The organism is Azospirillum sp. Marseille-Q6669, from assembly GCF_965111635.1.
Map to the genome: position 1 here is coordinate 598,046 of NZ_CBCOOP010000005.1, position 25,531 is coordinate 623,576.

General features: G+C 69.5%; 25 protein-coding genes and 1 tRNA gene. 20 read left to right on the forward strand and 6 right to left on the reverse strand.

The window, feature by feature from the left end; genetic code table 11:
* Window positions 1-34 precede the first annotated feature (34 nt).
* The 3 genes from ACWPXE_RS28105 to ACWPXE_RS28115 are packed head-to-tail and all read left to right on the forward strand — an operon-like array spanning window position 35 to window position 4,217.
* A complete protein-coding gene (locus ACWPXE_RS28105; protein WP_454020456.1) occupies window positions 35-955 on the forward strand; it encodes a diguanylate cyclase in 921 nt (306 codons plus the stop codon).
* Between the two features lie 31 nt (window positions 956-986).
* Window positions 987-2,219 (forward strand): molybdopterin-binding protein, encoded by a 1,233-nt coding sequence (locus tag ACWPXE_RS28110; protein ID WP_454020457.1) that lies wholly within the window; start codon window positions 987-989, stop codon window positions 2,217-2,219.
* Window positions 2,220-2,246: 27 nt separating this feature from the next.
* Entirely contained in the window at window positions 2,247-4,217 is a 1,971-nt protein-coding gene (locus tag ACWPXE_RS28115; RefSeq protein WP_454020458.1) for a molybdopterin biosynthesis protein, read from the forward strand.
* Here ACWPXE_RS28115 and ACWPXE_RS28120 read toward each other — a convergent pair.
* The 4 genes from ACWPXE_RS28120 to ACWPXE_RS28135 all read right to left on the reverse strand — a co-directional run bounded on the left by ACWPXE_RS28120 (window position 4,195) and on the right by ACWPXE_RS28135 (window position 6,231).
* Window positions 4,195-5,097 (reverse strand): pirin family protein, encoded by a 903-nt coding sequence (locus ACWPXE_RS28120; RefSeq protein WP_014239231.1) that lies wholly within the window; start codon window positions 5,095-5,097, stop codon window positions 4,195-4,197. The genes ACWPXE_RS28115 and ACWPXE_RS28120 overlap by 23 nt on opposite strands.
* Before the next feature lie 89 nt (window positions 5,098-5,186).
* Window positions 5,187-5,465 (reverse strand): hypothetical protein, encoded by a 279-nt coding sequence (locus ACWPXE_RS28125; protein WP_119508056.1) that lies wholly within the window; start codon window positions 5,463-5,465, stop codon window positions 5,187-5,189.
* Window positions 5,466-5,635: 170 nt separating this feature from the next.
* Window positions 5,636-5,711: transfer RNA gene (locus ACWPXE_RS28130), tRNA-Ala, on the reverse strand.
* 127 nt (window positions 5,712-5,838) lie between these two features.
* A complete protein-coding gene (locus tag ACWPXE_RS28135) occupies window positions 5,839-6,231 on the reverse strand; it encodes a TIGR02300 family protein (protein WP_149164117.1) in 393 nt (130 codons plus the stop codon).
* A 206-nt stretch (window positions 6,232-6,437) separates the two neighbouring features.
* Here ACWPXE_RS28135 and ggt point away from each other — a divergent pair, with 206 nt between their 5' ends.
* The 4 genes from ggt to rpsA all read left to right on the forward strand — a co-directional run bounded on the left by ggt (window position 6,438) and on the right by rpsA (window position 12,399).
* Window positions 6,438-8,216, forward strand: a complete 1,779-nt coding sequence (gene ggt, locus ACWPXE_RS28140; RefSeq protein WP_454020459.1) for a gamma-glutamyltransferase — start codon at window positions 6,438-6,440, stop codon at window positions 8,214-8,216.
* 310 nt (window positions 8,217-8,526) lie between these two features.
* Window positions 8,527-9,864: a 3-phosphoshikimate 1-carboxyvinyltransferase gene (gene aroA / locus ACWPXE_RS28145; RefSeq protein WP_454020460.1), complete on the forward strand. Its 1,338-nt coding sequence runs from the start codon at window positions 8,527-8,529 to the stop codon at window positions 9,862-9,864.
* Window positions 9,865-9,869: 5 nt separating this feature from the next.
* Window positions 9,870-10,532, forward strand: coding sequence for a (d)CMP kinase (cmk, locus tag ACWPXE_RS28150; protein WP_454020461.1), 663 nt, complete (start codon window positions 9,870-9,872; stop codon window positions 10,530-10,532).
* Window positions 10,533-10,689: 157 nt separating this feature from the next.
* On the forward strand, window positions 10,690-12,399 hold the full coding sequence (gene rpsA, locus ACWPXE_RS28155; RefSeq protein WP_035671076.1) for a 30S ribosomal protein S1: 1,710 nt from the start codon (window positions 10,690-10,692) through the stop codon (window positions 12,397-12,399).
* Window positions 12,400-12,527: 128 nt separating this feature from the next.
* Here the strand turns inward: rpsA and ACWPXE_RS28160 are convergent, their stop codons facing one another.
* Window positions 12,528-13,334: a DUF2189 domain-containing protein gene (locus ACWPXE_RS28160; RefSeq protein WP_454020462.1), complete on the reverse strand. Its 807-nt coding sequence runs from the start codon at window positions 13,332-13,334 to the stop codon at window positions 12,528-12,530.
* Window positions 13,335-13,609: 275 nt separating this feature from the next.
* Between ACWPXE_RS28160 and ihfB the strand changes: the two genes are divergently transcribed.
* From ihfB to ACWPXE_RS28220, 12 genes are all read left to right on the forward strand, one after another.
* Entirely contained in the window at window positions 13,610-13,894 is a 285-nt protein-coding gene (ihfB, locus tag ACWPXE_RS28165; RefSeq protein WP_014239239.1) for an integration host factor subunit beta, read from the forward strand.
* 88 nt (window positions 13,895-13,982) lie between these two features.
* Window positions 13,983-14,372 carry a lipopolysaccharide assembly protein LapA domain-containing protein gene (locus ACWPXE_RS28170; protein WP_035671079.1) on the forward strand — a complete coding sequence of 130 codons (390 nt, stop codon included), beginning with the start codon at window positions 13,983-13,985 and terminating at the stop codon, window positions 14,370-14,372.
* 88 nt (window positions 14,373-14,460) lie between these two features.
* The gene (locus ACWPXE_RS28175) at window positions 14,461-15,417 is read left to right on the forward strand and encodes an ornithine cyclodeaminase family protein (protein WP_454020463.1); all 957 of its coding nucleotides are present in this window, start codon (window positions 14,461-14,463) and stop codon (window positions 15,415-15,417) included.
* A 14-nt stretch (window positions 15,418-15,431) separates the two neighbouring features.
* Complete coding sequence (locus ACWPXE_RS28180; protein ID WP_454020464.1) at window positions 15,432-16,544, forward strand: NAD(P)/FAD-dependent oxidoreductase; 1,113 nt, start codon at window positions 15,432-15,434, stop codon at window positions 16,542-16,544.
* 100 nt (window positions 16,545-16,644) lie between these two features.
* Window positions 16,645-16,788: a hypothetical protein gene (locus ACWPXE_RS28185; RefSeq protein ID WP_014239243.1), complete on the forward strand. Its 144-nt coding sequence runs from the start codon at window positions 16,645-16,647 to the stop codon at window positions 16,786-16,788.
* Window positions 16,789-16,830: 42 nt separating this feature from the next.
* Window positions 16,831-17,451, forward strand: coding sequence for a hypothetical protein (locus ACWPXE_RS28190; protein WP_454020465.1), 621 nt, complete (start codon window positions 16,831-16,833; stop codon window positions 17,449-17,451).
* A 104-nt stretch (window positions 17,452-17,555) separates the two neighbouring features.
* Window positions 17,556-18,269: an orotidine-5'-phosphate decarboxylase gene (gene pyrF / locus ACWPXE_RS28195; protein ID WP_454020466.1), complete on the forward strand. Its 714-nt coding sequence runs from the start codon at window positions 17,556-17,558 to the stop codon at window positions 18,267-18,269.
* Between the two features lie 13 nt (window positions 18,270-18,282).
* A complete protein-coding gene (locus ACWPXE_RS28200; protein ID WP_109138558.1) occupies window positions 18,283-18,927 on the forward strand; it encodes a phosphoribosylanthranilate isomerase in 645 nt (214 codons plus the stop codon).
* A gap of 184 nt (window positions 18,928-19,111) precedes the next feature.
* Window positions 19,112-20,026, forward strand: a complete 915-nt coding sequence (locus tag ACWPXE_RS28205) for a diguanylate cyclase (RefSeq protein WP_454020467.1) — start codon at window positions 19,112-19,114, stop codon at window positions 20,024-20,026.
* 108 nt (window positions 20,027-20,134) lie between these two features.
* On the forward strand, window positions 20,135-20,785 hold the full coding sequence (gene upp / locus ACWPXE_RS28210; RefSeq protein WP_014239248.1) for a uracil phosphoribosyltransferase: 651 nt from the start codon (window positions 20,135-20,137) through the stop codon (window positions 20,783-20,785).
* A 131-nt stretch (window positions 20,786-20,916) separates the two neighbouring features.
* Window positions 20,917-22,641 carry an ABC transporter permease gene (locus tag ACWPXE_RS28215; protein ID WP_454020468.1) on the forward strand — a complete coding sequence of 575 codons (1,725 nt, stop codon included), beginning with the start codon at window positions 20,917-20,919 and terminating at the stop codon, window positions 22,639-22,641.
* A gap of 104 nt (window positions 22,642-22,745) precedes the next feature.
* On the forward strand, window positions 22,746-23,594 hold the full coding sequence (locus ACWPXE_RS28220) for a pirin family protein (RefSeq protein WP_454020469.1): 849 nt from the start codon (window positions 22,746-22,748) through the stop codon (window positions 23,592-23,594).
* A gap of 67 nt (window positions 23,595-23,661) precedes the next feature.
* Here the strand turns inward: ACWPXE_RS28220 and ACWPXE_RS28225 are convergent, their stop codons facing one another.
* On the reverse strand, window positions 23,662-24,690 hold the full coding sequence (locus ACWPXE_RS28225; protein ID WP_454020470.1) for a Fe(3+) ABC transporter substrate-binding protein: 1,029 nt from the start codon (window positions 24,688-24,690) through the stop codon (window positions 23,662-23,664).
* 279 nt (window positions 24,691-24,969) lie between these two features.
* On the opposite strand from ACWPXE_RS28225, the gene ACWPXE_RS28230 reads away from it, so the two are divergent.
* Window positions 24,970-25,482: an invasion associated locus B family protein gene (locus ACWPXE_RS28230; protein ID WP_014239253.1), complete on the forward strand. Its 513-nt coding sequence runs from the start codon at window positions 24,970-24,972 to the stop codon at window positions 25,480-25,482.
* Window positions 25,483-25,531 lie beyond the last annotated feature (49 nt).

Consider the following 25,531-nt stretch of genomic DNA (forward strand, 5'->3'; position numbering starts at 1 on the left):
CCGCCTTTCAGGAACCGGCCACCAGGAACCGAACATGACCGACGCACGCTCCAAAATCCTGGTGGTCGACGACATCCCGTCCAACGTGCATGTCCTGAGCCGCATCCTGAAGGACGAGCACGACATCTATTTCGCCACCGACGGGGCGAAGGCGCTGGAACTGGCGCAGTCCCGGCTGCCCGATCTCGTTCTGCTGGACATCATGATGCCGGGCATGGACGGGTACGAGGTCTGTTCCCGTCTCAAGACCGATCCGATCACCCGCGATATTCCGGTCATCTTCATCTCGGCCAAGAGCGAGGTGGAGGACGAGACCTATGGGCTGGAGGTCGGCGCCATCGACTTCATCTCCAAGCCGATCAGCCCGCCGATCGTCAAGGCGCGGGTGCGCAATCACCTGCTGCTGAAGCGACAGACCGACCTGCTGCGCACCTTGTCCTTCGCCGACGGCCTGACCGGAATCGCCAACCGCCGCCGCTTCGACGAGGTGTTGCTGCGCGAATGGCGGCGCTGTGGGCGGGTGCAGCTTCCGCTGTCGCTGATCATGCTCGATGTCGACCAGTTCAAACCCTACAATGACCATTACGGCCATCAGGCGGGCGACGAGTGCCTGCGCGCGGTGGCCCAACTCCTGGCCGAGCAGATGATGAGGCCGGGCGACCTGATCGCCCGCTATGGCGGCGAGGAATTCGTCTGCCTGCTTCCCGAAACCGACGAGGACGGCGCGGTCCAGGTCGCCGAGCGTCTGCGCGAGACGGTGGCCAACCGCCGACTGCCCCACGCGGTGTCCCATGTCGCCGACCATGTCACCATCAGCCTCGGCGTCGCCACGGCCCGGCCGACGCTGGACGACACGCCGGACCGGTTGACCCAGCTTGCCGACGGCCTGCTCTACGAGGCCAAGCGCGCCGGCCGCAACCGTGTGTGCAGCGGCGGTGTGGAGGTTGCGGTATAAGGGGCCGACCTGAGGCATCACGGGTGCAGCCATGAGTTCGGCCAGAGCCGGAGACGACCCCGCGACCGGGGACCGGCTTCCTTTTGCAGCGAGTCCGCCCGACGTGCGCGGGCGCGGTTTTTCCAGCCGTGCCGCCCTGCCGGTCATGGAAGGCTGGATCGACGCCACTGTCGGCCCTCTGCCGCCGCGCGCCGTGGCGCTCGCCGACCTCGCCGCCATGCTGGCGGTGGGAGTGGTTCTCGCCGAACCGGTGAACGCGCCGGGGGATTGGCCGCCCGCCGACCGGGCTGCCCGCGACGGTGTGGCGGTGGCCTCCAGCGACACGTTGGGCGCCGGCTCCTACAACCCGGTTCCGCTGCCGGGCGCCATGACGGTCGCGGCCGGCGAGCCGATGCCGCCGGGAACCAACGCCGTCCTGCCCGTGGAGGCGATGCAGGCCGATGGTCCCTTCGTCGAGGCGCTGGGCAGCGCCGCCCCGGGCGAGGGCGTGGAGCGGCAGGGGGAGGGGCTGCGCGGCGGGACGGTCCTGCTGAAGGCCGGTCACCGCTTGCGTCCGCAGGATCTTGGATTGCTCGCCGCGCTGGGGATCGACATGGTGCGTGTGGGCGCCCGGCCGCGGGTGCGGATCGTGCTGGCCGGGGGGCCGCGGTCCGGACCCGAAACGCTGGGCGCCATGCTGACCGCCCTGGTGACGCGCGATGGCGGCGTGGCGGAGCTGGTGGGACCGCTGCCGGCGGACCGCGCCGCGCTGGCCGCGGCCTACGCGGCCCCCGGCGCCGACCTGCTGATCTCCGCAGGGCGCACCGGGGTTGGGGAGGACGATGTGGCCCCCCTGGCGCTGGCCGAGGCGGGGCAACTCGCCCTGCACGGCGTGGCCCTGCGCCCCGGCGATTCGGCGGCGCTTGGGACGGCGTGCGGCGTGCCCGCCGGGCTGCTGCCCGGTGAACCGATGGCCTGCCTGACGGCCTATGAGCTGCTGGCCGGGCGGGCGCTGCGCCGTCTGGCCGGGCGGGACCCTGGGCTGCCCCATCCGGCGGTCCCCGCCGTGGTGGTGCGCAAGCTGGTGTCGGAGATCGGCTGCACCGAACTGTACCGCGTGCGCCGGACGGCGGATGGAATGGTCGAGCCGGTCGCCTCCCCGTACCGGCCGGGATTGGCCGGGGCGGTGCTGGCCGACGGCTTTGTGCTGATCCCCGCGGAAAGCGAGGGCGTCCCGGCGGGGGCGACCGTGACCCTGCGCTGTTTTGACGGTACAAGTCTCTGAACAGAGTTAAGCGAGGGGGGAAAGGGCGTGTCCAACCAGGACATCCGGCGGTTCGTCGCCCAGGCGGCCCGGCAGGAGCAGTTTCTCGAGGTGGTCGGCCGCGACGAGGCCGAGGCGCGGTTCCTCCGCCATCTCGACCTGACGCCCAAGGGGGCGGAGACGGTGCCGCTGGGCGCCGCGCTGGGCCGCGTGCTGGCCGCCGACGTGGTGGCTGAGGTCGATGTCCCCGGTTTCGACCGCTCCTCGGTGGACGGCTTCGCGGTGCGCGCCGCCGACACGCTGGGGGCGGGCGAGGACACGCCGGTCGTGCTGCGCCTGAACGAGGAGGTGCTGTCCGCCGGGCGCGTCCCGGCGCTGACCGTCGCCCCTGGCACGGCCACGGTGCTTGCCACCGGCGGCATGCTGCCGCGCGGCGCCGACGCCGTGGTGATGGTCGAGCACACCGAGTCGTACGAGGAAGGCGACGCCCTTCTGGTGGCGATCCGCAAGCCGGTGGTGCCCGGCGCCTTCGTCGCCGCCGCCGGGTCGGACATCGGGCGCGGCGAGACGGTGATGCGCCGTGGGCAGCTGCTGACCTCCCGCGAGATCGGCGTTCTGGCCGCCATCGGGCGGGCCGAGGTCTCGGTGGTCCGCCGCCCCCGCGTGGCGATCCTGTCCACCGGCGACGAGATCGTCGCGCCGGGCGCGCCGATCCGGCCCGGTGCCGTCTATGATTCGAACGCCGCCATCCTGGCCGCCGCGGTGGAGGAGTTGGGCGGGGAGCCGGTCCGGCTGGGCATCGCCCGCGACGACGAGGCCGAACTGGCTCCGCTGGTCGAACAGGGTCTGGCCTGCGACGCGCTGCTGCTGTCGGGCGGAACGTCGAAGGGGGCGGGTGACCTGTCCTACCGCATCGTCAGCCGCCTGACCGATCCCGGCATCGTTGCGCACGGCGTCGCCTTGAAGCCCGGCAAGCCTCTGTGCCTGGCCGTAACGAAGGGCAAGCCGGTGGTGATCCTGCCCGGCTTCCCGACCTCTGCCATGTTCACCTTCCACGAGTTCGTCGCCCCGGTGCTGCGTGCGCTGGCCGGTCTGCCGCCCGCGGCGAAGGAGAGCGTGGACGCGACGGTGCCGATGCGGCTGGGATCGGAACGGGGCCGAACCGAATATGTGATGGTCTCGCTGGTGCGTGGGGCGGACGGGGGACTGGCGGCTTACCCGCTGTCCAAGGGCTCCGGCGCGGTGACCGCCTTCAGCGCGGCGGACGGCTTCATCGCCATCGACCCGCAGGCCGAGGCGGTGGAGGCCGGCACCCCGGTGTCGGTCCAGCGCATCGGGCGCGACACCCGCCCCGCCGACCTGATCGTGATCGGCAGCCATTGCGTCGGGCTGGACGCCATCACCGGCCGGCTGGTCGGGGAAGGGCTGACGGTCAAGGCGTTGAACGTCGGTTCTATGGGCGGCCTCGCCGCCGCCCGGCGCGGCGAGTGCGACGTGGCGGCCATCCACCTGATGGACCCGAAGAGCGGCGAGTACAATCGCCCCTTCCTGACCCCGGCGCTCGGCCTCGTGACCGGTTACCGCCGCCTTCAGGGCATCGTCTTCCGCAAGGGCGATGTTCGTTTCGAAGGCAAAACGGCGGAGGAGGCCGGTCTGGCGGCGGCGCAGGACCCCGACTGCATCCTGGTCAACCGCAACGCCGGCAGCGGCACACGCATCCTGACCGACCGGCTGCTCGGGGCGGTGCGCCCCACCGGCTACTGGTCGCAGGCCAAGTCGCACAACGCCGTGGCGGTGGCGGTGGCCCAGGGCCGCGCCGACTGGGGCGTCGCCATCGAAAGCGTCGCCACCCTCTACGGGCTGGGCTTCCTGCCCCTGCAGGCGGAGCATTACGACTTCGTGATCCCCAACGACCGCCGGGAGCGGCCGGCGGTCCAGCGCTTCCTGGCGGCGCTGGCCGATCCGGCGGTGCGGGAGAAGCTGACGGCGCTCGGCTTCACCGTTCCGGAAGCGGAATGAACTCCGTCTCGCCGGGAACGGCGTCGAACCGCCCGGCCTTCCATTCGGCCTTGGCCTGTTCGATGCGGTCCTGGCGGCTGGAGACGAAGTTCCACCAGATGTGGCGCGGGCCGTCCATCACGGCGCCGCCCAGCAGGATCAGGCGGGCGGCGGTTTCGGCCTCCACCGTCACCGCGTCGCCGGGACGCAGCACCAGAAGCCGCCCGGACTCGAAGCGGTCGCCGTGGATCGTGACGGTGCCGTCGGCGATGTAGAGCGCCCGCTCCTCCGTCTCACGGTCGATGGGCAGGCGGGCGCCGGCGTCCAGCGAGGCATCGACGTACAGCGTGTCCCACAGCGTGTTCATGGGCGAACGTACACCGTACGCCTCGCCCGCGACGACGCGCAGCCGCTTGCCCTCGCCCTCCACCACCGGCAGTTCGTCGGCGCCGAGATGGACGAAGGCGGGGTCGGTTTCCTCATGGGTCTTCGGCAGGGCGACCCAGGACTGGATGCCCGACAGCAGCCGGTCGCGGCCGCGCTCGTCGGTGGCGGAGCGTTCGGAATGGGCGATGCCGCGCCCGGCGGTCATCCAGTTCACCGCCCCCGGACGGATCGGTAGCACGGTGCCCAGGCTGTCGCGGTGCAGGATCTCGCCGTCGAACAGGTAGGTGACGGTGGCCAGCCCGATGTGCGGGTGGGGGCGCACGTCGATGCCCGCCCCGGCTTTCAGGATGGCCGGCCCCATCTGGTCGAGGAAAACGAACGGCCCGACCATCCGCTTGCGGACGGAGGGCAGGGCGCGTCGCACCTCGAACCCGCCGATGTCGCTGGTGCGCGGAACGACCACCGTTTCCAGCCAGCCGTCCGGAGACTCGGTCGATGTTGGCGCCGTCGTCATGCGTGTCCTCCCGTTCCCGAAGCCTGTTCCCAATGGTGGGTGCCACCAACAGGTGGGGACCGGCGCCGCGAATGGGAGGGGGAAAGCGTTCAGTGCTTGGGGGTGCCGCAGCCACCGCTTCCGCAGCCGCAGCCGCCAGCCGGGGCGGTGACGTGGATGGCGCCGCGCGCCGTGGCCAGCAGCACGTCCAGCGGGATGCCGGTGGCCTTGGCGAGATCGTTCAGGCTGGCGCTGTCGGGCACGCCGACGCCGGGGTTGAAGACCGGATGGATCTGCGCCAGCCGGCCCACGGCGTCCGGATCGACGGCGTTCAGCGCGCCCAGGGTGGTGTCGCCTGTCAGGGTGTTGGCGATCAGGATGTCGGCCATGGCGTGTCCGAAGCGGGAGGAAAGGGAAATCGGCGGAAGCCGACGGTGCCGCCCGACCAAAGAGCCTTCCTTGACGCCTGTCAAGACGGCGGCGACAGGAGAGGCGGGAGGAAACAGAGGCCTGAAACGCCGAAGGGCCCACGCGGTGATGCGCAGGCCCTTCAGGTGTTTGGTGGAGCCAAGGAGGATCGAACTCCTGACCTCTACAATGCCATTGTAGCGCTCTCCCAGCTGAGCTATGGCCCCGAAACTCTGGGCGGCGAGCCTTACGGCCTGCCTCGGTGGAGCGGGATATTGGTCAGGACGAGGGGCCGATGCAAGAGAAAAATTCAGCCCTGTCCACCTTTTTTCCGCTCACCCGGAAGAGCGCCGGTCAGCGCTCCTCCTCGTCCTCGCCTTCGACGTCGACGACCTCGTCCATGTCGTCCTCACCCAGTTCCGAGGTGTCCTCGATCAGGACATCGTCCTCGTCCTCGGGCGTCTCGTCGGTTTCCTCGATGTCGTCGACGGTCACATCGTCCTCGACTTCGTCGAGTTCCGTCGACTCTTCTTCCTCGGTCTCGGTTTCCTCGTCCTCCGAGGAGACCACCGGGGCCTTCTTGACATCGTCGACCGGCGCCGGGCGCGCCTTGCGGGACTTCAGCAACGCCTCGGGATCGAACTGCGCTCCGCAGCTCGGGCACACCGGCGGGTCCTTGCGCAGATCGTAATAGCGCGCGCCACAGCTCGGGCAGATGCGCTTGACGCCCCATTCGGGTTTGGCCACGCCTCGTCCTCCGTCACGTTCCTAGGGAATGCCCAATTCGGGAATTGCAAGCCGCGCCCTTTGCCACGCCAGCGGGCGCTTGTCAAAAAAAAGTTCGCTGAATGCCGCCGTCGACGTGGCAGGTCCGGCGGCCGGTGCCAAACTTCACCCTGCGGTGGTCCTTCGGGCCGCCCACAAGGATACCATGATAATGGGGGAGGAAGCCGATGCCGATCCTGCTGTCCCGCCGCTGGCGGGCGTTGCTGTCCGCCGGCCTGCTGGCGGCGCTGCCGCTGGAGGCCTTGGCCCAGACGGCGCCGTCCACGACTCCTTCCGCCGCGGGTGACGTGGCGCCGGAGCGCGCGACCGGACGCGGCAGCCGCAGCCTCGACACCGCCACGCGGTACATGGTGGCCGCCGCGAATCCGCTGGCGGCGGAGGCCGGGCGCGAGATCCTGCGGGCGGGCGGCAGCGCGGTTGACGCGGCCATCGCCGTGCAGCTCGTCCTCAATCTGGTGGAGCCGCAAAGCTCCGGCGTCGGGGGCGGCGCCTTCCTGGTCCATTACGATGCCGCAACGAAGGTGGTGACCTCCCTCGACGGGCGCGAGACGGCGCCGGCCGCGGCGACTCCGGAGCGTTTCCTGGGGGCGGATGGCAAGTCGATGCCCTTCTACGACGCGGTGGTCGGCGGCCGGTCGGTCGGGGTGCCGGGCACGGTGATGCTGCTGGAGCACGCCCACCGCACGCACGGCAAACTGCCCTGGCCCCGGCTGTTCGAACGCGCCATCGCGCTGGCCGAGACCGGCTTCACGGTCAGCCCGCGGCTGAACGGCCAGCTGGCGATGGAAAAGCACCTGCCGGCCAACCCCACGGCGCGCGCCTATTTCTACCAGCCGGACGGCACGCCCTGGCCGGTCGGCCATGTCTTGAAGAACCCGGAGTTCGCGGCAACCCTGCGCGCCATTGCGGAGAAAGGCTCCGCCGCCTTCTACGAGGGGCCGATCGCCACCGACCTCGCCAAGGCGGTGACCGGCCATCCCACCAATCCCGGCGACATGACCGAGGCCGATCTGAAGGCCTACCGGGTGAAGGAGCGGGAACCGGTCTGCGGCCCCTACCGCGTCTACACCCTGTGCGGCATGGGGCCGCCCAGTTCCGGTGGGATCGCGGTGCTGCAGATGCTGGCCTTCCTGGAGGGCCGTGACATGGCCGCCACCCGCGGCGATCCGGCGCTGGCGGCGCATTGGCTGTCGGAGGCCGGGCGACTCGCCTTCGCCGACCGCGGGCTCTATCTGGCCGACCCCGATTTCGTGTCGGTGCCGGTGAAGGGGCTGCTCGACCGCGGCTATCTGGCGGGCCGCGCCGCCCTGGTCGGCGAGCGGTCGATGGGCAAGGCCCAGCCGGGCGAGCCGCCTTTCCGGGAAGGCCGCGCCTGGGGCTTCGCCGAGGCCGAGGAGCATGGCACCAGCCACATCTCCGTGGTGGACGGGGCGGGCAACGCCGTCGCCATGACCACCACCATCGAGGACGGCTTCGGCTCCCGTCTGATGGTGCGCGGCTTCCTGTTGAACAACGAGCTGACCGACTTCGCCTTCACCCCGACGGAGGACGGCAAGCCGGTCGCCAACCGGGTGGAGCCCGGCAAGCGCCCGCGCAGCTCGATGGCGCCGACCCTGGTCTTCCGCGACGGCGCCCTGGTGGCCTCGGTGGGGTCGCCGGGCGGAAGCAACATCATCAACTACGTGGGCAAGACGCTGGTCGCGCTGCTGGACTGGAATCTCGACCCGCAGGCGGCGGTGGACACCCCCAACTTCGGCAGCCGCAACGGCCCGACCGAGCTGGAGCAGGGCACCGAGGCGGAAGGCTGGATAGCGGCGTTGGAGGCGCGGGGGCACACGGTCAAGGCGATGGAGCTGACCTCCGGCACCCAGGCGATCGTGGTGACCGGCCAGGGACTGTCCGGCGGCGCCGACACCCGGCGCGAGGGGGTGGCGGTCGGCGACTGATCGCGGGAGCGGTCACGGGCACGTTCGAACGGTTCGGTCGCGGCTTTGGCGGTCAAGATCGACACGGATTTCACGGATCAGGGCACGGATTTCACGGATCTTTGCCGATCACGGGACGCTGCGCTGCGCCCAGCCGCCCGGTTCCGGAAAATCCGGTTTCAATCCGTGAAATCCGTGTCGATTCTTGCCCGCATTGCCTGCGCGCGGCTTTCAGCCAATCACCCTTTGGGAGCCGCGCATCGCTCGCATCGCCCTTCCCGCTGTGCTAGGTACTCCGCCCTGGTCACATTCTTGTCTGGGGAGCCCTCCCATGCTGCAGGCGAAGCCGCTTCGCTCATCCTCCACCGGCGCGCTGGCCGGCACCATCCGCGTGCCGGGCGACAAGTCGATCTCGCACCGGTCGCTGATGCTGGGTGCCGTTGCGGTGGGCGAAACCGTCATCCACGGCCTGCTGGAAGGGGAGGACGTGCTGAACACCGCCGCCGCCATGCGCTTGCTGGGCGCCCAGGCGGAGCGCGGCGGGGACGGGGTGTGGCGCGTGCGCGGCGTCGGTCTGGGCGGTCTGGGCGAGCCGGCGCAGGTGCTCGACATGGGCAACAGCGGCACGGCGGCGCGCCTGCTGATGGGCCTCGTCGCGTCGCACCCGATCACCTGTGTCTTCACCGGCGACGCCTCGCTGAACAAGCGCCCGATGGCCCGTGTGACCGGTCCGCTGGAGCAGATGGGGGCGCGCTTCGTCGGGCGGTCCGGCGGACGGCTGCCGCTGACCGTGGTCGGCAGCGACCGCACCGTTCCGATCACCTATCGCCTGCCGGTGGCCTCCGCCCAGGTGAAGTCGGCGATCATCCTCTGCGGCCTGAACACCGCCGGCACCACCACCGTGATCGAGGCGGAGCCGACCCGTGACCACACCGAGCTGATGCTGCGCCATTTCGGCGCCACCGTGACGACCGAGCGGATGGAGGACGGCGCGCTCGCCGTGTCCGTAGTCGGCCAGCCGGAGCTGACCGGGCGCACCATCGTCGTGCCCGCCGACCCCAGCTCCGCCGCCTTCCCGGCGGTCGCGGCGCTGCTGCGCCCCGGCTCGGAGCTGCTGCTCCCCGGCGTCGGCATGAATCCGCGCCGCACCGGCCTCTACGACACGCTGGTCGAGATGGGCGCGAACATCGCCTTCGAGAACCGCCGCGACGAGGCGGGAGAGCCGGTGGCCGACCTCCGTGTGAAGCACGGCCCGCTGAAGGGCATCGTCGTCCCGGCGGATCGCGCCCCCAGCATGATCGACGAGTACCCGATCCTTGCCGCCGCCGCCGCCTGCGCGGAGGGCACCACCGTCATGCTCGGCCTGAAGGAGCTGCGCGTGAAGGAGAGCGACCGCCTCGCCATGGTCGCCGACGGGCTGACCAAGTGCGGCGTGAAGGTCGAGGTCGGGGCCGACGACAGCCTGACCGTCTACGGCACCGGCAAGCCGCCGCAGGGCGGCGCCACCGTCGCCACCGCCATGGACCACCGTATCGCCATGAGCTTCCTGGTGCTGGGCATGGCCACGGCCGAGCCGGTGCAGGTGGACGACGGCGCCTTCATCGACACCAGCTTCCCCGGCTTCGTCGCCCTGATGAACGGCGTCGGCGCCAAGATCGCGGGGGCGTGAGGGCGATGGGTCTGGTCATCGCCATCGACGGCCCGGCGGCGGCGGGCAAGGGCACGCTGTCCAAGCGGATCGCCCAGGCCTACGGCTTCGCGCATCTCGACACCGGGGCGCTCTACCGCGCGGTCGGCGTCAGCGTCCTGCGCGCGGGCGGCGACCCGGCGGACGCGGAGGCGGCGGCCCAGGCCGCCCGCGCGTTGCGGCCGGAGGACGGCATCCTGAACGACCCGGCTCTGCGCAACGACGAGGCGGCGCAGGCGGCCTCCAAGGTCGCCGTGGTGCCGGCGGTGCGGGCCGCCCTGCTCGATTTCCAGCGGCGCTTCGCCGCGGCCCCGCCCGGCGGCGCGCCGGGGGCGGTGCTGGACGGGCGGGACGTCGGAACGGTCGTATGCCCGAACGCCGATGCCAAGCTGTTCGTTACCGCTTCGGTGGAGGTGCGGGCCGAACGGCGACTCAAGGAGTTGCGGGAACGCGGGATTCCGGCTATACCGTCCGACGTCCTGGAGGACATGAAGGCCCGTGACGCGCGCGACAGCCAGAGGACGGTAGCACCGCTCCTGCCGGCTGCCGACGCTTTTGTGCTTGATACCTCCGCCCTCGACGCCGACCAGGCGTTCGCAGCGGCGACCGCCTTTATCGGAACGAAAACCGGTTTCGGCCCCAAGGTCTGAGAGCATCAGGGTCCGGGCGCTTCGGCCCTCCAAAGGAACATATGTCAACCAAGTCGCCGGGCGTGGTGCCCGGCGCGGTGGTCCCATCGGGGGCCGGCCCGTTTTGCCGCGGGACGGACCATGGCGGGATCGCTTTCGGCCAACCTTAGGAGTTTCAATGGCACAAGCTATGGCCCGGACCGGCGAGAAGGAAAGCTTTGCGGCTCTGCTCGAGGAGTCGCTCGGCACGGCCGAGTCCCTCGAAGGCTCGGTCGTCAAGGGGCGCGTCGTCTCCGTCGAGAACGACATGGTCACCATCGACGTCGGCCTGAAGTCGGAAGGCCGCGTCGCGCTGAAGGAATTCGCCGTTGCCGGCCAGCCGCCCGAGATGAAGGCGGGCGACACGGTCGAGGTGTATCTGGAGCGCATGGAAGACAAGAACGGCGAAGCCGTTCTGTCGCGTGAGAAGGCCAAGCGCGAAGAGGCCTGGGCGCTGCTGGAGAAGTCCTTCCAGGACCAGACCCGCGTCACCGGCGTCATCTTCGGCCGCGTCAAGGGCGGCTTCACCGTCGACCTGTCGGGCGCCGTGGCGTTCCTGCCGGGTTCGCAGGTGGACATCCGTCCGGTCCGCGACATCTCCCCGCTGCTGGGCACCCCGCAGCCGTTCCAGATCCTGAAGATGGACCGCTCGCGCGGCAACATCGTCGTGTCGCGTCGCGCCGTTCTCGAAGAGAGCCGCGCCGAGGCCCGTTCGGAGCTGGTGGCCAACCTCAAGGAAGGCCAGGTTCTGCAGGGTGTGGTCAAGAACATCACCGACTACGGCGCGTTCGTGGATCTGGGTGGCGTCGATGGCCTGCTGCACGTCACCGACATCGCGTGGCGCCGCATCAACCACCCGTCCGAGGCCCTGCAGATCGGCCAGACCGTCACGGTCCAGGTCATCCGCTTCAACCCGGAGACCCAGCGCATCAGCCTCGGCATGAAGCAGCTCGAGGCCGATCCGTGGGAAGGCGTGGAAGCCAAGTACCCGGTCAGCTCGCGGTTCAAGGGCCGCGTCACCAACATCACCGACTACGGCGCCTTCGTGGAGCTGGAGCCGGGGATCGAGGGCCTGGTGCACGTCTCGGAGATGTCCTGGACGAAGAAGAACGTCCATCCGGGCAAGATCGTGTCGACTTCGCAGGAAGTCGAGGTCATGGTCCTGGACGTCGATCCGCAGAAGCGCCGCATCAGCCTGGGCCTCAAGCAGTGCCTGGACAACCCGTGGGAGACCTTCCTCGACAAGTTCGGCCCGGGCACGGAGCTGGAAGGCGAGGTCAAGAACATCACCGAGTTCGGTCTGTTCGTCGGTCTGCCGGGCGACATCGACGGCATGGTCCACATGTCCGACCTCGACTGGAACAAGTCGGGTGAGGAGGCCATCGCCGAGTACAAGAAGGGCGACCGCGTCAAGGTCAAGGTCCTGGACGTCGACGTCGAGAAGGAGCGCATCTCCCTCGGCATCAAGCAGCTCGCGAACGATCCGTTCGAGGCTGCCACGGCCGGCCTGAAGAAGAACGAGGTCGTCACCTGCACCGTCACCCAGGTCACCGACGGTGGCATCGAGGTCACGGTCGGCGAGGGCTACACCGGCTTCATCCGCAAGTCGGACCTGTCCCGCGACCGTTCGGAGCAGCGTCCGGACCGCTTCGCCGTCGGCGAGAAGGTCGACGCGAAGGTCACCCAGATCGACCGCGGCTCCCGCCGCATCTCGCTGTCCATCAAGGCCCGCGAGATGGAGGAGGAGAAGCAGGCGATGGCCGAGTACGGTTCGTCCGACTCGGGCGCCTCGCTGGGCGACATCCTGGGTGCGGCTCTGAAGCGCAAGCAGCAGACCGGCGAAGAGTAAGGTCCTTCCCATCTCCCTCCCTCGCGTCAGCGGGGGAGGGTCGGGGGAGGGAGCCCGCCTCTCGCACTTGGTTACGAAAAAGCCGCCGCGGTCACCCCGCGGCGGCTTTTTCCTTTTTCAAACCGCTCTCACCCCTCCTCGTCCTCCTTGATGAGGTCGCGGTAGGCGTGCCAGCTCGCGTGCCCGACCAGGGGCAGGGCGACGATCAGGCCGAGGAAGCCGGTCAGCAGCCCGGCGCCGGTGATCAACACGATCAGCCCGGCCCACAGTGCCAGGACCCGCGGGTTGCGCAGCACGGCCATCGCTGAGGCCAGCGCCGCGGCGAAGGCGTCCACCGGCCGGTCCATCATCATCGGCAGGGCGGTGACGTTGGTGATGAAGGCGAAGGCGGCGAAGGCGAAGCCCAGCGCCGTGATGAAGACGGTGAAGACCAGACCGTCCAGGCTGAACATCTGCGCCACGAAATGGTCGAGCGCGATGGCCTCGTGCGGGAAGAACAGGGCAAAGGCCACCACGTTCATCCGCGCCCAGATCATCACATAGAGCATCAGGATCAGGCCGGCAGTCAGGATGTGGTAAGGGTTGGCCCGCCACGCCGTCAGCGCCCGCCACAGGCTGGGCCGCCGCCCCTCCTCGACGTCCTTGGATATCCGGTAGAGGCCAAGCGCCAGGAGCGGGGCGATCAGCAGGAAGGCGCCGATCATCGGTGCGATCAGATAGGCCATCCCGGCCAGGACCAACCCGCCGGTCAGCGCGAAGCCGATGGCGACGAACAGGGCGCCGTAGGCGAGGCTGACCCAGCCCGAGACCCGCAGGTCCGCCCAGCCCGCCCGCAGCCAACCCAGGGCCTGGGCGGCGGTGACGGTGCGGACGCGGTCGGCGTAGGGCAGGCCGGCCAGCGGGTCGGCGGGGCCGGTGTGATGGGCGTGCGTCATGGCGAACCTCCAACCGCGTCCCTTCGACCGCATCCGGCGACCGGGACCGTTCCAACCATGTCATCGGAAATGGTGAGTTCAAAGGCAATCCGTAAGACGGATTAATCATATTTCGGACCTTTTTCCCGGAGGCCGTCGGGCAAGCCGGAGCGTTGCCGGGAAAAGGGTTCCGCCAGAAAGGCTTAGCTTGACGGTCACCGGACCCGGTGGCACGCTTGCGCGCAGGTCAAGGAGCGCGGTCCAAGGGCGCTCGAACCGGGGGAAACGGAATCGCCATGACCAAATCAGAGCTGATTCAACGGCTCGCGGAGCGCAATCCGCACCTGTACCAGCGCGACATCGAAAAGATCGTCGGCACCATCTTCGACGAGATCTCCGAGGCGCTCGCCCGCGGCGACCGGGTGGAGTTGCGCGGGTTCGGCGCCTTCTCCGTCAAGCGTCGCGACGCCCGCACCGGCCGAAACCCGCGCACGGGCGAAGCCGTCGAGGTGGGCGAGAAGGCGATCCCCTTCTTCAAGACCGGAAAACAGTTGCGCGAGCGCTTGAACACCGACGAATGATGTCCGTTCATTGACAGCCCGTCACTGAGTCGTCGGAGCGGACCCGGCGCTGCCCCGGCCCCCGATCATGGATACGAGGACCACACCCGTGCGTTTCATCGCCCTCATCATCGCCGTTCCCATCGCGCTGGCCGCGGTGCTGTTCGCCATTTCCAACCGTGGCCTGGTCACGCTGTCGCTCTGGCCGCTGCCCTTCACGCTGGAGGTTCCGGTCTATCTCGCCACGCTGGTGGCGCTGGTGATCGGCTTCCTGGCCGGCGGAGTCGTCGCCTGGAACGCCCAGCGTCGCTACCGCCGCCGCGCCCGCCGCTCCTCGGACCGCGTCTCCTATCTGGAGCGCGAGCTGAAGGAGACGCAGGCCCGCGCCGCCGCCGCGGAGAAGCGTCTGGCCGAGATGAACCGTCCGCTGTCCGGCACCGCCGGCCTGCCCGCGGTGACCGGGTCCGGCGCCGCCCTACCGGCGACCACGGTCCACTGACCGCTCGCCGGTAACCCCCTCGGCCTCCCGTCCGGCTGGGGGGCGGGAGGGGGGTTCCGCTTTGCCGGACCTGTGGAGGGAGCCGCCGATGCGCACCGTCACCGGAGCCGAGCTGAAATCCGTCCTGCACTTCCGCATGCTGATCGAGCGCATGCGGCAGACCTTCCGTGCCGGGGTCGAGGTGCCGATGCGGCACCACCACACGATCGAGACCTATGGCCAGAGCGACGGCACGCTGCTGCTGATGCCGGCGTGGCAGGTCAACCAGTCCATCGGCGTCAAGGTGGTCACCGTCTTCCCCGACAACGGGGCGAAGGACCTGCCGGCGGTGCAGGGCCTTTACCTGCTGATGGACGGCAAGACGGGGATGCCCCAGGCGGTTCTGGACGGCACCGCCCTGACCAAGCGGCGCACCGCGGCGGCCTCCGCGCTCGCCGCCTCCTACCTCGCGCGGCCCGACTCGGAACGGTTGCTGATGGTCGGCACCGGGGCGCTGGCGCCCGAACTGATCGAGGCCTTCGCCACCGTCCTGCCGATCAAGCATGTGCTGGTCTGGGGCCGCAGCCTTGAGAAGGCGAAGAAGGTGGCCAGCCGCTTCCACCGCCCGAAATTCCGCATCGAGGCCACGGCCGACCTGGAAGGGGCGGTGCGCGGCGCCCAGGTGATCTCCTGCGCCACGCTGGCGAAGGAGCCGCTGATCCGCGGCGAATGGCTTCAGCCGGGCGCCCATCTCGACCTTGTCGGCGGCTTCACCCCGGAGATGCGCGAGGCGGACGACGATTGCATCCGCCGCTCCCGCGTCTTCGTGGACACCCGCGAGGGCGCCTGCAAGGAGGCGGGGGACATCGTGCAGCCGATGAAGGCCGGCATCCTGACCGACGCGGACATCGCCGGCGACCTGTACGATCTCACCCGCGGCCAGCGCGCCGGCCGCCGCTTCTACGACCAGATCACCCTGTTCAAGTCGGTCGGCACCGCGCTGGAAGACCTCTGCGCCGCCCAGCTGGCGGTGGAGATGGTGATCCACAACGACACGATCCGCTGAGGCGTTTTTCCATCATGACTCTCCGCATCACCGTCGTCGGCGCCGGCATCATGGGGCTGTGCACGGCCTGGGCGCTGGCCCGCGCCGGGCACGAGGTCGCGGTCTTCGACCAGGGACAGGTGCCCAACCCCTTCGGCAGCTCCGTCGACCAGCACCGGCTGTTCCGCCACGCCTACGGCGCCAGCGCCGGCTACGCCCGCATGGCCGACACCGCCCTCCAGGCGTGGGAACGGCTGTGGAGCGATCTGGGCGAACGGCTGCTCGTCCCCAGCGGCACGCTCTGCACCGCCTCGGCGGAGGACGGGCGGCGCTGGCTGGCCGACAGCGTCGCGGTGCTGGAGTCGCTGGGCCACCCCTTCCGCCGCCTGACCCCGGCGCAGATCGCCGCGGAGTTCCCGCTCGTCGACGCCAACGCGGTGGCGGAGGGGCTGCATCTGGAGTCGGGCGGCGTGCTGCTCGCCGGGCGCATCGTGGAACTGCTCAGCCACCATCTGAACGCGCTGGGGGTGACGGTCCACGCGCGTGCCCCCGTGACGGCGATCGATGCGGAGCGCGCCACCGTGACGCTCGCCGACCGCCGGACCATCGGCGCCGACGCGCTGGTGGTCGCCGCCGGGGCCTGGGTGACGAAGCTGCTGCCGGAAACGGCGGCGCGCCTGACCCCGTCGCGGCAGGTCGTGGCCTATCTGATGCCGCCGGAGGGGCTGCGCGGCGTCTGGGCGACGGCGCCGATGCTGATCGACGCGGATGGCGAGAGCGGGGTCTACGTCGTGCCCCCGGTGGCCGGCACGACGATGAAGGCGGGCGACCACCGCTTCTCACGCGTCGGCGACCCGGACACCGAGCGCGACCCTGATCCGGACGAGGCACGCGACGTGCTGGACCGCGCCCGCCGGGTGCTGGCGGACGGCCACCGCTACAGCCTCGCCAACGCGGCGACCTGCTTCTACACGGTGACCGACGACGAGCGCTTCGTGGTCGAGCCGCTGTCCGCCCGCTGCTGGCTGATGAGCGCCTGCTCCGGCCACGGCTTCAAGTTCGCCCCGGCGCTGGGCGAGGCGCTGTCGGGCGCCATAGCCGATCCGGCGCGGGCGTCCGAACTGCCGGACTGGGCCGCCGGGCGCTGAGCGCCCTCCCGGCATCGGCGGAACGGTGCGGCTCCACCCCTGTTGAGAGGGCAATCAGCCTGTGTTGGCTGAAGCCTTACCGACAGGGAGTGAAGCATCCATGGCCGACGAACCTCGCAAAGTGGGTGTCTATGACACGGACGGCAACCGGACGGCGACGGGCGGTGCGGCCGGCTCCATGAACTGGTGGGTCATCGCGCTGGTCGTGCTGGTGGTCCTCGCCCTCCTCTATTTCTTCCTCTGAGTCCGGACCGCGTCCGGATCGGACCAGCACAGGAGCGGGTTCATGAACAAGAAGACCATTGTCGCGCTGTATGACGATCTGTCCGGCGCCGAACGCGCGCTGAGCGAACTCGAAGCCGCCAATCTGCGGCAGGACTTCACCATGATGGGCGCCGACAGCGCGAAGCTGGGCTCCTCGGCCAGTCTGGCCACCGAGAACCGGCTGGAAAGCTGGCGCCACGCCGCCGACTTCGGGGAGGACCCGAATTTCGACGCCCGCGACCGCCGCGTCTCCATGCTGACCGGCGTCGGCGTGACGCGGGAGGATGCGGAGGTCTTCGCGGAGGGCGTGCGCCGCGGCGGCGTGCTGCTGGTCGGCCGGGTCGAGGAGGCGATGTGCGACTCCGCGCTGGCCGTCATGCAGCGCCACGGCTCGGTGGACATCCCCGGCCGGGCGCAGGGCTACCGTGAGGCCGGCTGGAGCGGCTATGACGCCGCCACCGCCGATTACGACAGCGATCAGGCCGCCGAGGAGCGCCGCCGCGCCGCCGCCGCCTCGCTGCGCGACGTCAACACGCAGGGCGCCAACCCGGCGGCGGGCGCTCCCGCGGCCCCGCCGATCGCGCCTCCGATGGGCACCCCCGCGACTCCGCCGACCCGGCGCGTCGACGTGAACCGCGAATAGCGGTCCCGCTCCGCTCTCCGGCCCCGGAAGTCTGGTGATTGCCGCCGGCCCTTGTTAGGCTGCGCGCCATCACCACCTTCCAGGGTCCGGAGAGCCGTTTTTCCATGAGCACGCCCAGCATCGCGCCCGCCTCGCGCATCTTCTGCGCCGTCGACACGACCGACCTCGACACCGCCCGAGACCTCGGCCGGCGGATCGCTGGGGTGGTCGGCGGGATCAAGCTGGGGCTGGAGTTCTTCATCGCCCATGGCCCGGCGGGCATCCGCGCGGTGATCGGCGAGGATGGCCCGCCGCTGTTCCTCGATCTCAAGCTGCACGACATCCCCAACACGGTGGCGGGCGGCATCCGGGCGGCGCTGCCGCTGAAGCCCGCCTTCCTGACCATCCACACCTCCGGCGGCCCGGCGATGATGCGCGCGGCGGCGGAAGCCGCGGCCGGCGCGGGTGCGGACCGTCCGAAGATCCTCGCCGTCACCGTGCTGACCAGCATGGACGCCGCCGACCTCCAGGCCGTCGGGCAGAGCGTCCCGGTGGCCGATCAGGTGAAGCGGCTGGCGCTGCTCGCCAAGGACTCGGGGGTGGACGGCGTTGTCTGCTCACCCGCCGAGGTGGCGCTGATCCGCGAGGCCTGCGGGCCGGACTTCATCCTGATGGTGCCGGGCATCCGCCCCGCCTGGGCCGCCGCCAACGACCAGAAGCGCGTCATGACCCCCGCCGAGGCGCTGGCCGCCGGGGCGGACCATCTGGTCATCGGACGCCCGATCACTGGCGACGCCGACCCGGAAGCCGCCGCCCGCCGCATCGTTTCGGAACTGTAAGGACCCCTTTCCCATGCCCGTCAGCGTGAAGATCTGCGGCCTCACCGAGCCCCTGTCGCTGCACGCCGCCGTGGCCGGCGGGGCGCGCTACGTCGGCTTCGTCTTCTACCCGCCGAGCCCGCGCTCCATTGCGCCATCCATGGCGGCGGAACTGGCGCGGCTGGTCCCCACCGGCGTGCGCACGGTCGGGCTGTTCGTCGATCCGGAGAACGACTTCCTGGAGCATGTGGTCAGCCAGGTCCCCTTCGACCTGATCCAGCTCCACGGCAAGGAGACGCCGCGCCGCATCGCCGAGGTGAAGGCGGCCTTCAACATCCCGGTGATGAAGGCGATCAAGGTCGGCGGGCCGGAGGATCTGGCCGCCGCGCTGGAGGCCGCCGAGGTGGCCGACCGTCTGCTGTTCGACGCCAAGCCGCCGGCCAAGGTGTCTGCCCTGCCGGGCGGCAACGGCATCGCCTTCGACTGGACGCTGCTCGCCGGGCGGAGCTGGCCGAAGCCCTGGATGCTGTCCGGCGGACTGAAGCCGGAGAACGCGGCGGAAGCCGTGCGAACCACCGGCGCCACGGCGCTCGATGTGTCGTCGGGCGTGGAGGATCGTCCCGGCCACAAGGACCCGGAGCTGATCCGCCGCTTCCTGGACAGCGTGGCCGGGCTGTGACGTGTCGTCGCGGCGAGACATTTGAATAAAATTCGATGTTGCTGCGGGGCTTTCCCTTTTGGCGGATGAGCACAACTTAATCGCACGACCGGGTTGCGGACCCGGGTTATGACTTCGTGCGATACTGTTGGCATCCGCTGGCCGCGACCGGTGGATGTGTCCGAAGGGAAGGCGTGCAAGCCCGATGACCAACTCGTCCGACACACGCTCGCCATCCGACAGCCTCGGCCTCGTCCTCGACGAGCATTTGCGATGGATCGGGCAATGGCACCGCGCGGTCTTCTTCCGCGGAGGGCAGGGGGGCGAGCGGGTGTCGGCGCCGGCCTCCTTCGCGGCGTGGTGCGTGGCGGTCAATGCCGACGATCTGGCCCACCAGCCCGCCGTGGAGAAGCTGGTCACCCTGCATGAGCAGATGCACCGCAAGGCCAAGCTGCTTCTGCTGAAGGCGGCCGGCGGCGAGAGCCCCAGCGAGGCCGATTATGAGGGGGTGATCGCCCGCTTCGAGGAGTTCGTCCTGCATCTGCGCCGGGTCGAGCGCGCCTTCGGGGCGGCGGCGAGCGGGCTGGACCCCTTGACCGGCCTGCGCACCCGCCGCGGCATGCAGGAGGCGCTGGAGCGCGAGCACAACCGCTTCCGCCGGAACGGCCCGGCCTTCTGCGTCGCCATCTGCGACATCGACCGCTTCAAGGGCATCAACGACACCTACGGCCACGACATCGGCGACCGCGTCCTGGCCGCCACCGCCGCCGCCATCAGCCGGGGCATCCGCAGCTTCGACGAGGCCTTCCGCATGGGCGGCGAGGAGTTCCTGATCTGCCTGAAGGAAACCGGCCTCGGCGAGGGGTTCCAGGTCATCGAGCGGCTGCGCGGCGAGCTGGCGCGGACGCCGGTGACGCTGCCGGACGGGCGGCGGATCGCGGTCACCGCCTCCTTCGGGCTGGTCGAGGCCGGGGAGGATCTGCCGGTGGAAGAGATGGTGGTCTGCGCCGACCGCGCCCTCTATCAGGCGAAGAACAGCGGCCGCAACCGGGTGGTCCGCTACGGGGTCGACCAGCCGGAGGTTGAGGCGGGGCGGTCGGCGCTTCCCAACCGCCGCTGATTTTCGTCTCCCGAGCGGTGCATCCGGCGGGATCGCTTAAGGGCGGCTTGGCCGAAGCGGGCCCGTCGGGTTAGGATCGGGGTCTAGACAGGCCGCGGCACGAGATCCATGCGCACCCACACCGAATTTCCCAATCTGTTCATCCTCGACCACCCGCTGATCCAGCACAAGCTGACGCTGATGCGGGCCAAGGAACGCTCCACCGGCGGTTTCCGCACCCTGCTGCGCGAGATTTCGCTGCTGATGGGCTATGAGATCACCCGCGACCTGCCTTTGACGACCGAGCGGATCGACACGCCGCTCCAGCCCATGGACGCGCCGGTCATCGCCGGCAAGAAGCTGGCCATCGTGCCGGTGCTGCGCGCCGGCCTCGGCATGGCCCAGGGCCTGCACGAGCTGGTGCCGTCGGCGCGCGAGGGGCACATCGGCCTCTACCGCGACCACGACACCAAGATGCCGCACGAGTATCTGGTGAAGCTGCCCGAGGCGGAAGGCCGCCTGTTCATCGTCGTGGACCCGATGCTGGCGACCGGCAACTCCGCCGTCCACGCCTGCGACGTGCTCAACCGCCACGGCGTGGACGACGAGAACATCCGCTTCATGGCGCTGGTCGCGGCGCCCGAGGGCATGCGCGTCTTCGCCGCCGCCCACCCGCGGGTGAAGGTCTTCACCGCCTCGCTCGACAGCCATCTGGACGAGAACGCCTACATCGTCCCCGGCCTGGGCGACGCGGGCGACCGCATGTTCGGCACCAAGTAACCACAAACGGCGGCCGCATCCCTGTCATACCGTCAGGGGAAAGGGATGCGGCATGTTGTCATTGCGAGTTATTCGCACAGTGTGAGACCATAGGGCTCCCGTTCGACACATCCCTATGGGCGTAACCGGCCTTGACGACGGACACCTTTCAAACCCCCGGCCCGACGCCTGGCGGCCCGGTTCAGGCCGCCGCCTCCTACTCCTCGCTGTGGCAGCGCATCGGACTCAGCGGCTGGACGCTGGCGACGCTGCTGATCGCGGCGCTGGTCACCCTGCCGGTGCTGGCGGTGATCAGCCGCGTCTTCGTGCCGACGGACGGGGTGTGGCAGCATCTGGTCGACACGGTGCTGGCGGAGTATCTGCTGAACACCGTGCGCCTCGTCTTCGGAGTGGGGCTGGGCACGCTGGTGATCGGGGTGGGCACCGCCTGGCTGGTCACCATGTGCCGGTTCCCCGGCAGCCGTACGCTGGAGTGGGCGCTGTTGCTGCCGATGGCGGTGCCGGCCTACGTCATGGCGTACGTCTACACGGATCTGCTCCAGTTCGTCGGCCCGGTGCAGACCGCGCTGCGCGAGGTGTTCCACTGGTCGCGCCGGGATTATTGGTTTCCCGACATCCGTACGCTCGAAGGCGCCGCGCTCATGATGACGCTGGTGCTCTACCCGTACGTCTATCTGCTGTCGCGCGCCGCCTTCCTGGAACAGTCCGTCTGCGTGCTGGAGGTCAGCCGCACGCTCGGCCGCGGGCCGTGGCGCAGCTTCTTCACGGTGGCGCTGCCGCTGGCCCGCCCCAGCATCGTCGCCGGCCTCGCGCTGGTGCTGATGGAGGTTCTGGCCGATTTCGGGACCGTGCAGTATTTCGCGGTGAACACCTTCGTCACCGGCATCTACCGGACATGGTTCGCCATGGGGCAGCCGGTGGCGGCGGCGCAGCTGGCCGCCGTGCTGATGATGTTCGTTCTGGTGCTGGTGCTGATGGAGCGCTGGTCGCGCCGGCAGGCCCGCTATCACCACACCACCACCCGCTACCGCCGCCTGCCCAAGCACGCGCTGAAGGGCTGGCGCGCCGCCGCCGCCATGACGGCCTGCGGCCTGCCGCTGCTGCTCGGTTTCCTGCTGCCCGCGGGTCTGTTGGTGCGCATGGCGGTGACCGCTGGGGACCAGGCCTTCGGGCCGGTGTTCCTGACGCTGGCCCGCAACAGCTTCACGCTGGCGGCGCTGGCCGCGGTGCTGGCGGTGTCGCTGGCGCTGGTCCTGGCCTACGGGCAGCGGCTGCGCCCGACGCCGCTGCTGAAGGGCGCGGTGCGCGTCGCCGCCATGGGCTATGCTATCCCCGGTTCGGTGATCGCGGTCGGCGTGCTGATTCCCTTCGCCCATCTCGACAACGCCGTGGACGCCTTCATGCGCCAGACCTTCGGCGTGTCCACCGGCCTGCTGCTGAGCGGCACCATCGCGGCGGTGCTGTTCGCCTATCTGGTCCGCTTCCTGGCGGTGTCCTTCAACACGATCGAGGCCAGCCTGGGCAAGATCCGCCCGACGATGGACTTCGCCTCGCGCGTGCTCGGCCACACGGCGGGGCGGACGCTGCTCCGGGTGCACGCGCCGATCATGTGGGGCAGCCTGCTGACCGCCGGCCTGCTGGTTTTCGTCGACGTGATGAAGGAACTTCCAGCGACGATGATCGTCCGGCCCTTCAACTTCGACACGCTGGCCGTGCGCGTCTACACGCTGGCCTCCGACGAGCGGCTGACCGAGGCCGCCACCGGGGCGCTGGCCATCGTCGCGGTCGGCATCGTGCCGGTGATCCTGCTCAGCCTGTCCATCAGCCGCTCCCGTCCCGGCCAGACGGACGAGTGAGGCTGTTGCCCCTGCCGCAACAGTGTTGAGCGGCGCTGGGGCTTTATCCGGCGCTCTGGAAAGAATACCTCTCTCTCAGCGATTTTGCCTGAGGAGAGCGTCCGATGACCGCCGAAACCGTCCGCCCCGTCCTGACCGCCGTCGAAGGCATGGAAGCGTCCGACGGGGCCGGCGTGCGCATGACCCGCATGGTCGGCACGCCGCGCCTGCGCATGCTCGACCCCTTCCTGATGCTGGATTACTTCGGGTCCGACACGCCGCAGGACTATCTGGCCGGCTTCCCCGACCACCCGCACCGCGGTTTCGAGACGGTCACCTACATGCTGGCCGGCCGCATGCGCCACTGGGACAACCACGGCCATGAGGGCGTGATCGAGACCGGCGGCGTGCAGTGGATGACCGCGGGGCGCGGCGTGATCCATTCCGAGATGCCGGAGCAGACCGAAGGGTTGATGAAGGGCTTCCAGCTCTGGATCAACCTGCCGGCGCGGCTGAAGATGTCGGACCCCGCCTACCAGGAGTTCGCCGCCGACCGCATCCCGGTCGAGACGCGTGAAGACGGGACGACGGTGACGGTGATCGCCGGTACCACCGGCAACGGCACCGCCGGCCCGGTGCGCAGCGGCCCGACGGAGGCCCGCTACTTCGACGTCAGTCTGCCGACGGGTGCCACCTTCTCCGAGCCGGTGCCCGCCGGTCACGCGGCGGCGCTGGTGGTCTTCGAAGGATCGGTGGTGGCGCCTGGCAGCTCCGTCCGGCTGGGCGGGCCGCGTGTGCTGGTGCTGGGCGAGGGTGACCGGGCGGAGATCACCGCCGGCCCGTCCGGCGCGCGCTTCCTGCTGCTCTCCGGCCGCCCGCTCGGTGAGCCGGTGGCCTGGGGCGGTCCCTTCGTCATGAACAGCCGCGAGGAGGTGATGCAAGCCTACCGCGACTACGAAGAGGGAAAATTCTAAACCGCACAAACGAAAAGGGCGCGTCTCCACCGCTGGGACGCGCCCCTTCGCTACGCCGGACGGTGGCTTACTTCCAGCCGGCGCGATCCATGATCTTCAGAGCCTCGGCGTTGTTCTTGCCGTAGACGGCGGCGTTCAGCGGGTCTTCCTTGAACTTGCCCCAGGTCACCAGCACCGGCGCAGTCTCGGCCCCGGCGACGATCGGGTACTCGTAGTTCTTTTCCGTGAACATCTTCTGGGCCTCGGGGCTGACCAGATACTCCAGGAACTGGACGGCCTGCTCCTTGTTCGGCGCGTTCTTCATGACGCCGGCGCCGGAGACGTTCACGTGGGTGCCGCGGTCGCCCTGGTTGGGGAAGATCACGCCCAGCTTCTCCGCGATGGCCTTGTCCTCCGGCTTGGCGGAGGAGGCGATGCGGGCGAAGTAGTAGGTGTTGGTCACGGCCACGTCGCCTTCGTTGGCGGCCACGCCCTTGATCTGGTCGGTGTCGCCGCCCTGCGGCTTGCGCGCCATGTTGGCGACGACGCCCTTGGCCCACTCCTCGGTCGCCTTCTCGCCGTGAGCGGCGAGCAGCGAGCCGACGAGCGACTGGTTGTAGACGCTGGTCGAGGAGCGGACGAGGACGCGGTCCTTCCACTTCGGATCGGCCAGCTCCTCGTAAGTCTTGATCTCGTCCGGCTTCACCGAGGCCTTGTTGTAGACCAGGATGCGGGCGCGCTTGGAAATGCCGAACCAATGGCCTTCCGGCTCGCGCAGGTGGGCCGGGATGGCCTCCTCCATGACCTTGGAGCGGGTCGGCTGGAGCAGACCGGCCTCCTGGGCGCGCCACAGGCGGCCGGCGTCGACGGTGATGAACACGTCGGCGGGGCTGTTGCCGCCTTCGGTCTTCATCCGCTCGATCAGCTCCTCTTCCTTGCCCTCGATGACGTTGATCTTGATGCCGGTCTTCTTGGTGAAGGCGTCATAAAGGTCCTTGTCCACATCGTAATGGCGCGCGGAGTAGATGTTCACCTCGGCGGCGCTGGCGAGACCCGTCATGGTCAGCAGCGTGGCGGCGAAGGTGGCGGCAAACACGCCGCGCGATCCGATGTGCATTCTCAGTGACTCCCGAATTCTTGTCGGTTCACGCCCGCAATTGCGAAGCGTTCTCATGCACCGACTTGATCATTCGGGGGCCGGGGTGTCAAGCGTGAACGATAACCATTCTCAATATTCAAAAAGGATGAGGAGCGGAACGATCGTCGTGGACTAAGACGCCAACCAAAGGTGTAAAGGCTTGTTCGTCCTTAGGGTATGCCTATAATCCGTTTGCGGTAACCGCCGTCGTGCGGGATCGCTAGCGGCCGAACGGGACGACAGATGGGGAGCGTCAGGATGCGTTGGACAGGTCTCTTCGCTTTTGGTGCGGCGCTGCTGTCCGCGCTGGCCGTCACACCGGCCTCCGCCGTCGATTTCTCCAAATCCGCCGCCGAGTACGGCCCGGAAGGCGCCTGGACCAGCCGCTGCGAGATCGACCGGATGACCGACACCAAGGTCTGCCGGCTGATGAACTACCGGCTGTTCGACGACGGCAAGGAGGTCGGCTTCGTGGCGCTGAGCGTCATCCCGACCGGCAACGACTATCACCTGTTCCTGACGACCAGCCAGGGCATGATCGACAACTGCGCCATCCGCGTCGACCGCCAGCCGCGGATCGAGACGCAGATCGCCACGCTCAACATGTGCATGTTCCCGAACTTCGTGTCGGGCCGCGTGGTCGACCAGTTCCGCAACGGCTCCACGGTGCTGGTCCGCGTGAACTTCCTGCGCGCCGGCAAGCGCGACATCGACTTCCCGCTGAACGGCTTCTCGCGCAATTTCGAAGAGATGCAGCGCAGCCTGCAGTGACCGGACGAACCGGACGGCATAAACGACAAGGGCGCGGAGTGATCCGCGC

What these genes read in the sequence shown, in the direction of transcription:
- ACWPXE_RS28105 (WP_454020456.1), top strand. Translation starts at nt 35, where the DNA reads ATGACCGACGCACGCTCCAAAATCCTGGTGGTCGACGACATCCCGTCC.
- ACWPXE_RS28110 (WP_454020457.1), top strand. Translation starts at nt 987, where the DNA reads ATGAGTTCGGCCAGAGCCGGAGACGACCCCGCGACCGGGGACCGGCTT.
- ACWPXE_RS28120 (WP_014239231.1), bottom strand. Translation starts at nt 5,097, where the DNA reads ATGACGACGGCGCCAACATCGACCGAGTCTCCGGACGGCTGGCTGGAA.
- ACWPXE_RS28125 (WP_119508056.1), bottom strand. Translation starts at nt 5,465, where the DNA reads ATGGCCGACATCCTGATCGCCAACACCCTGACAGGCGACACCACCCTG.
- ggt (WP_454020459.1), top strand. Translation starts at nt 6,438, where the DNA reads ATGCCGATCCTGCTGTCCCGCCGCTGGCGGGCGTTGCTGTCCGCCGGC.
- aroA (WP_454020460.1), top strand. Translation starts at nt 8,527, where the DNA reads ATGCTGCAGGCGAAGCCGCTTCGCTCATCCTCCACCGGCGCGCTGGCC.
- cmk (WP_454020461.1), top strand. Translation starts at nt 9,870, where the DNA reads ATGGGTCTGGTCATCGCCATCGACGGCCCGGCGGCGGCGGGCAAGGGC.
- rpsA (WP_035671076.1), top strand. Translation starts at nt 10,690, where the DNA reads ATGGCACAAGCTATGGCCCGGACCGGCGAGAAGGAAAGCTTTGCGGCT.
- ACWPXE_RS28160 (WP_454020462.1), bottom strand. Translation starts at nt 13,334, where the DNA reads ATGACGCACGCCCATCACACCGGCCCCGCCGACCCGCTGGCCGGCCTG.
- ihfB (WP_014239239.1), top strand. Translation starts at nt 13,610, where the DNA reads ATGACCAAATCAGAGCTGATTCAACGGCTCGCGGAGCGCAATCCGCAC.
- ACWPXE_RS28175 (WP_454020463.1), top strand. Translation starts at nt 14,461, where the DNA reads ATGCGCACCGTCACCGGAGCCGAGCTGAAATCCGTCCTGCACTTCCGC.
- ACWPXE_RS28180 (WP_454020464.1), top strand. Translation starts at nt 15,432, where the DNA reads ATGACTCTCCGCATCACCGTCGTCGGCGCCGGCATCATGGGGCTGTGC.
- ACWPXE_RS28185 (WP_014239243.1), top strand. Translation starts at nt 16,645, where the DNA reads ATGGCCGACGAACCTCGCAAAGTGGGTGTCTATGACACGGACGGCAAC.
- ACWPXE_RS28190 (WP_454020465.1), top strand. Translation starts at nt 16,831, where the DNA reads ATGAACAAGAAGACCATTGTCGCGCTGTATGACGATCTGTCCGGCGCC.
- pyrF (WP_454020466.1), top strand. Translation starts at nt 17,556, where the DNA reads ATGAGCACGCCCAGCATCGCGCCCGCCTCGCGCATCTTCTGCGCCGTC.
- ACWPXE_RS28200 (WP_109138558.1), top strand. Translation starts at nt 18,283, where the DNA reads ATGCCCGTCAGCGTGAAGATCTGCGGCCTCACCGAGCCCCTGTCGCTG.
- ACWPXE_RS28205 (WP_454020467.1), top strand. Translation starts at nt 19,112, where the DNA reads ATGACCAACTCGTCCGACACACGCTCGCCATCCGACAGCCTCGGCCTC.
- upp (WP_014239248.1), top strand. Translation starts at nt 20,135, where the DNA reads ATGCGCACCCACACCGAATTTCCCAATCTGTTCATCCTCGACCACCCG.
- ACWPXE_RS28220 (WP_454020469.1), top strand. Translation starts at nt 22,746, where the DNA reads ATGACCGCCGAAACCGTCCGCCCCGTCCTGACCGCCGTCGAAGGCATG.
- ACWPXE_RS28225 (WP_454020470.1), bottom strand. Translation starts at nt 24,690, where the DNA reads ATGCACATCGGATCGCGCGGCGTGTTTGCCGCCACCTTCGCCGCCACG.
- ACWPXE_RS28230 (WP_014239253.1), top strand. Translation starts at nt 24,970, where the DNA reads ATGCGTTGGACAGGTCTCTTCGCTTTTGGTGCGGCGCTGCTGTCCGCG.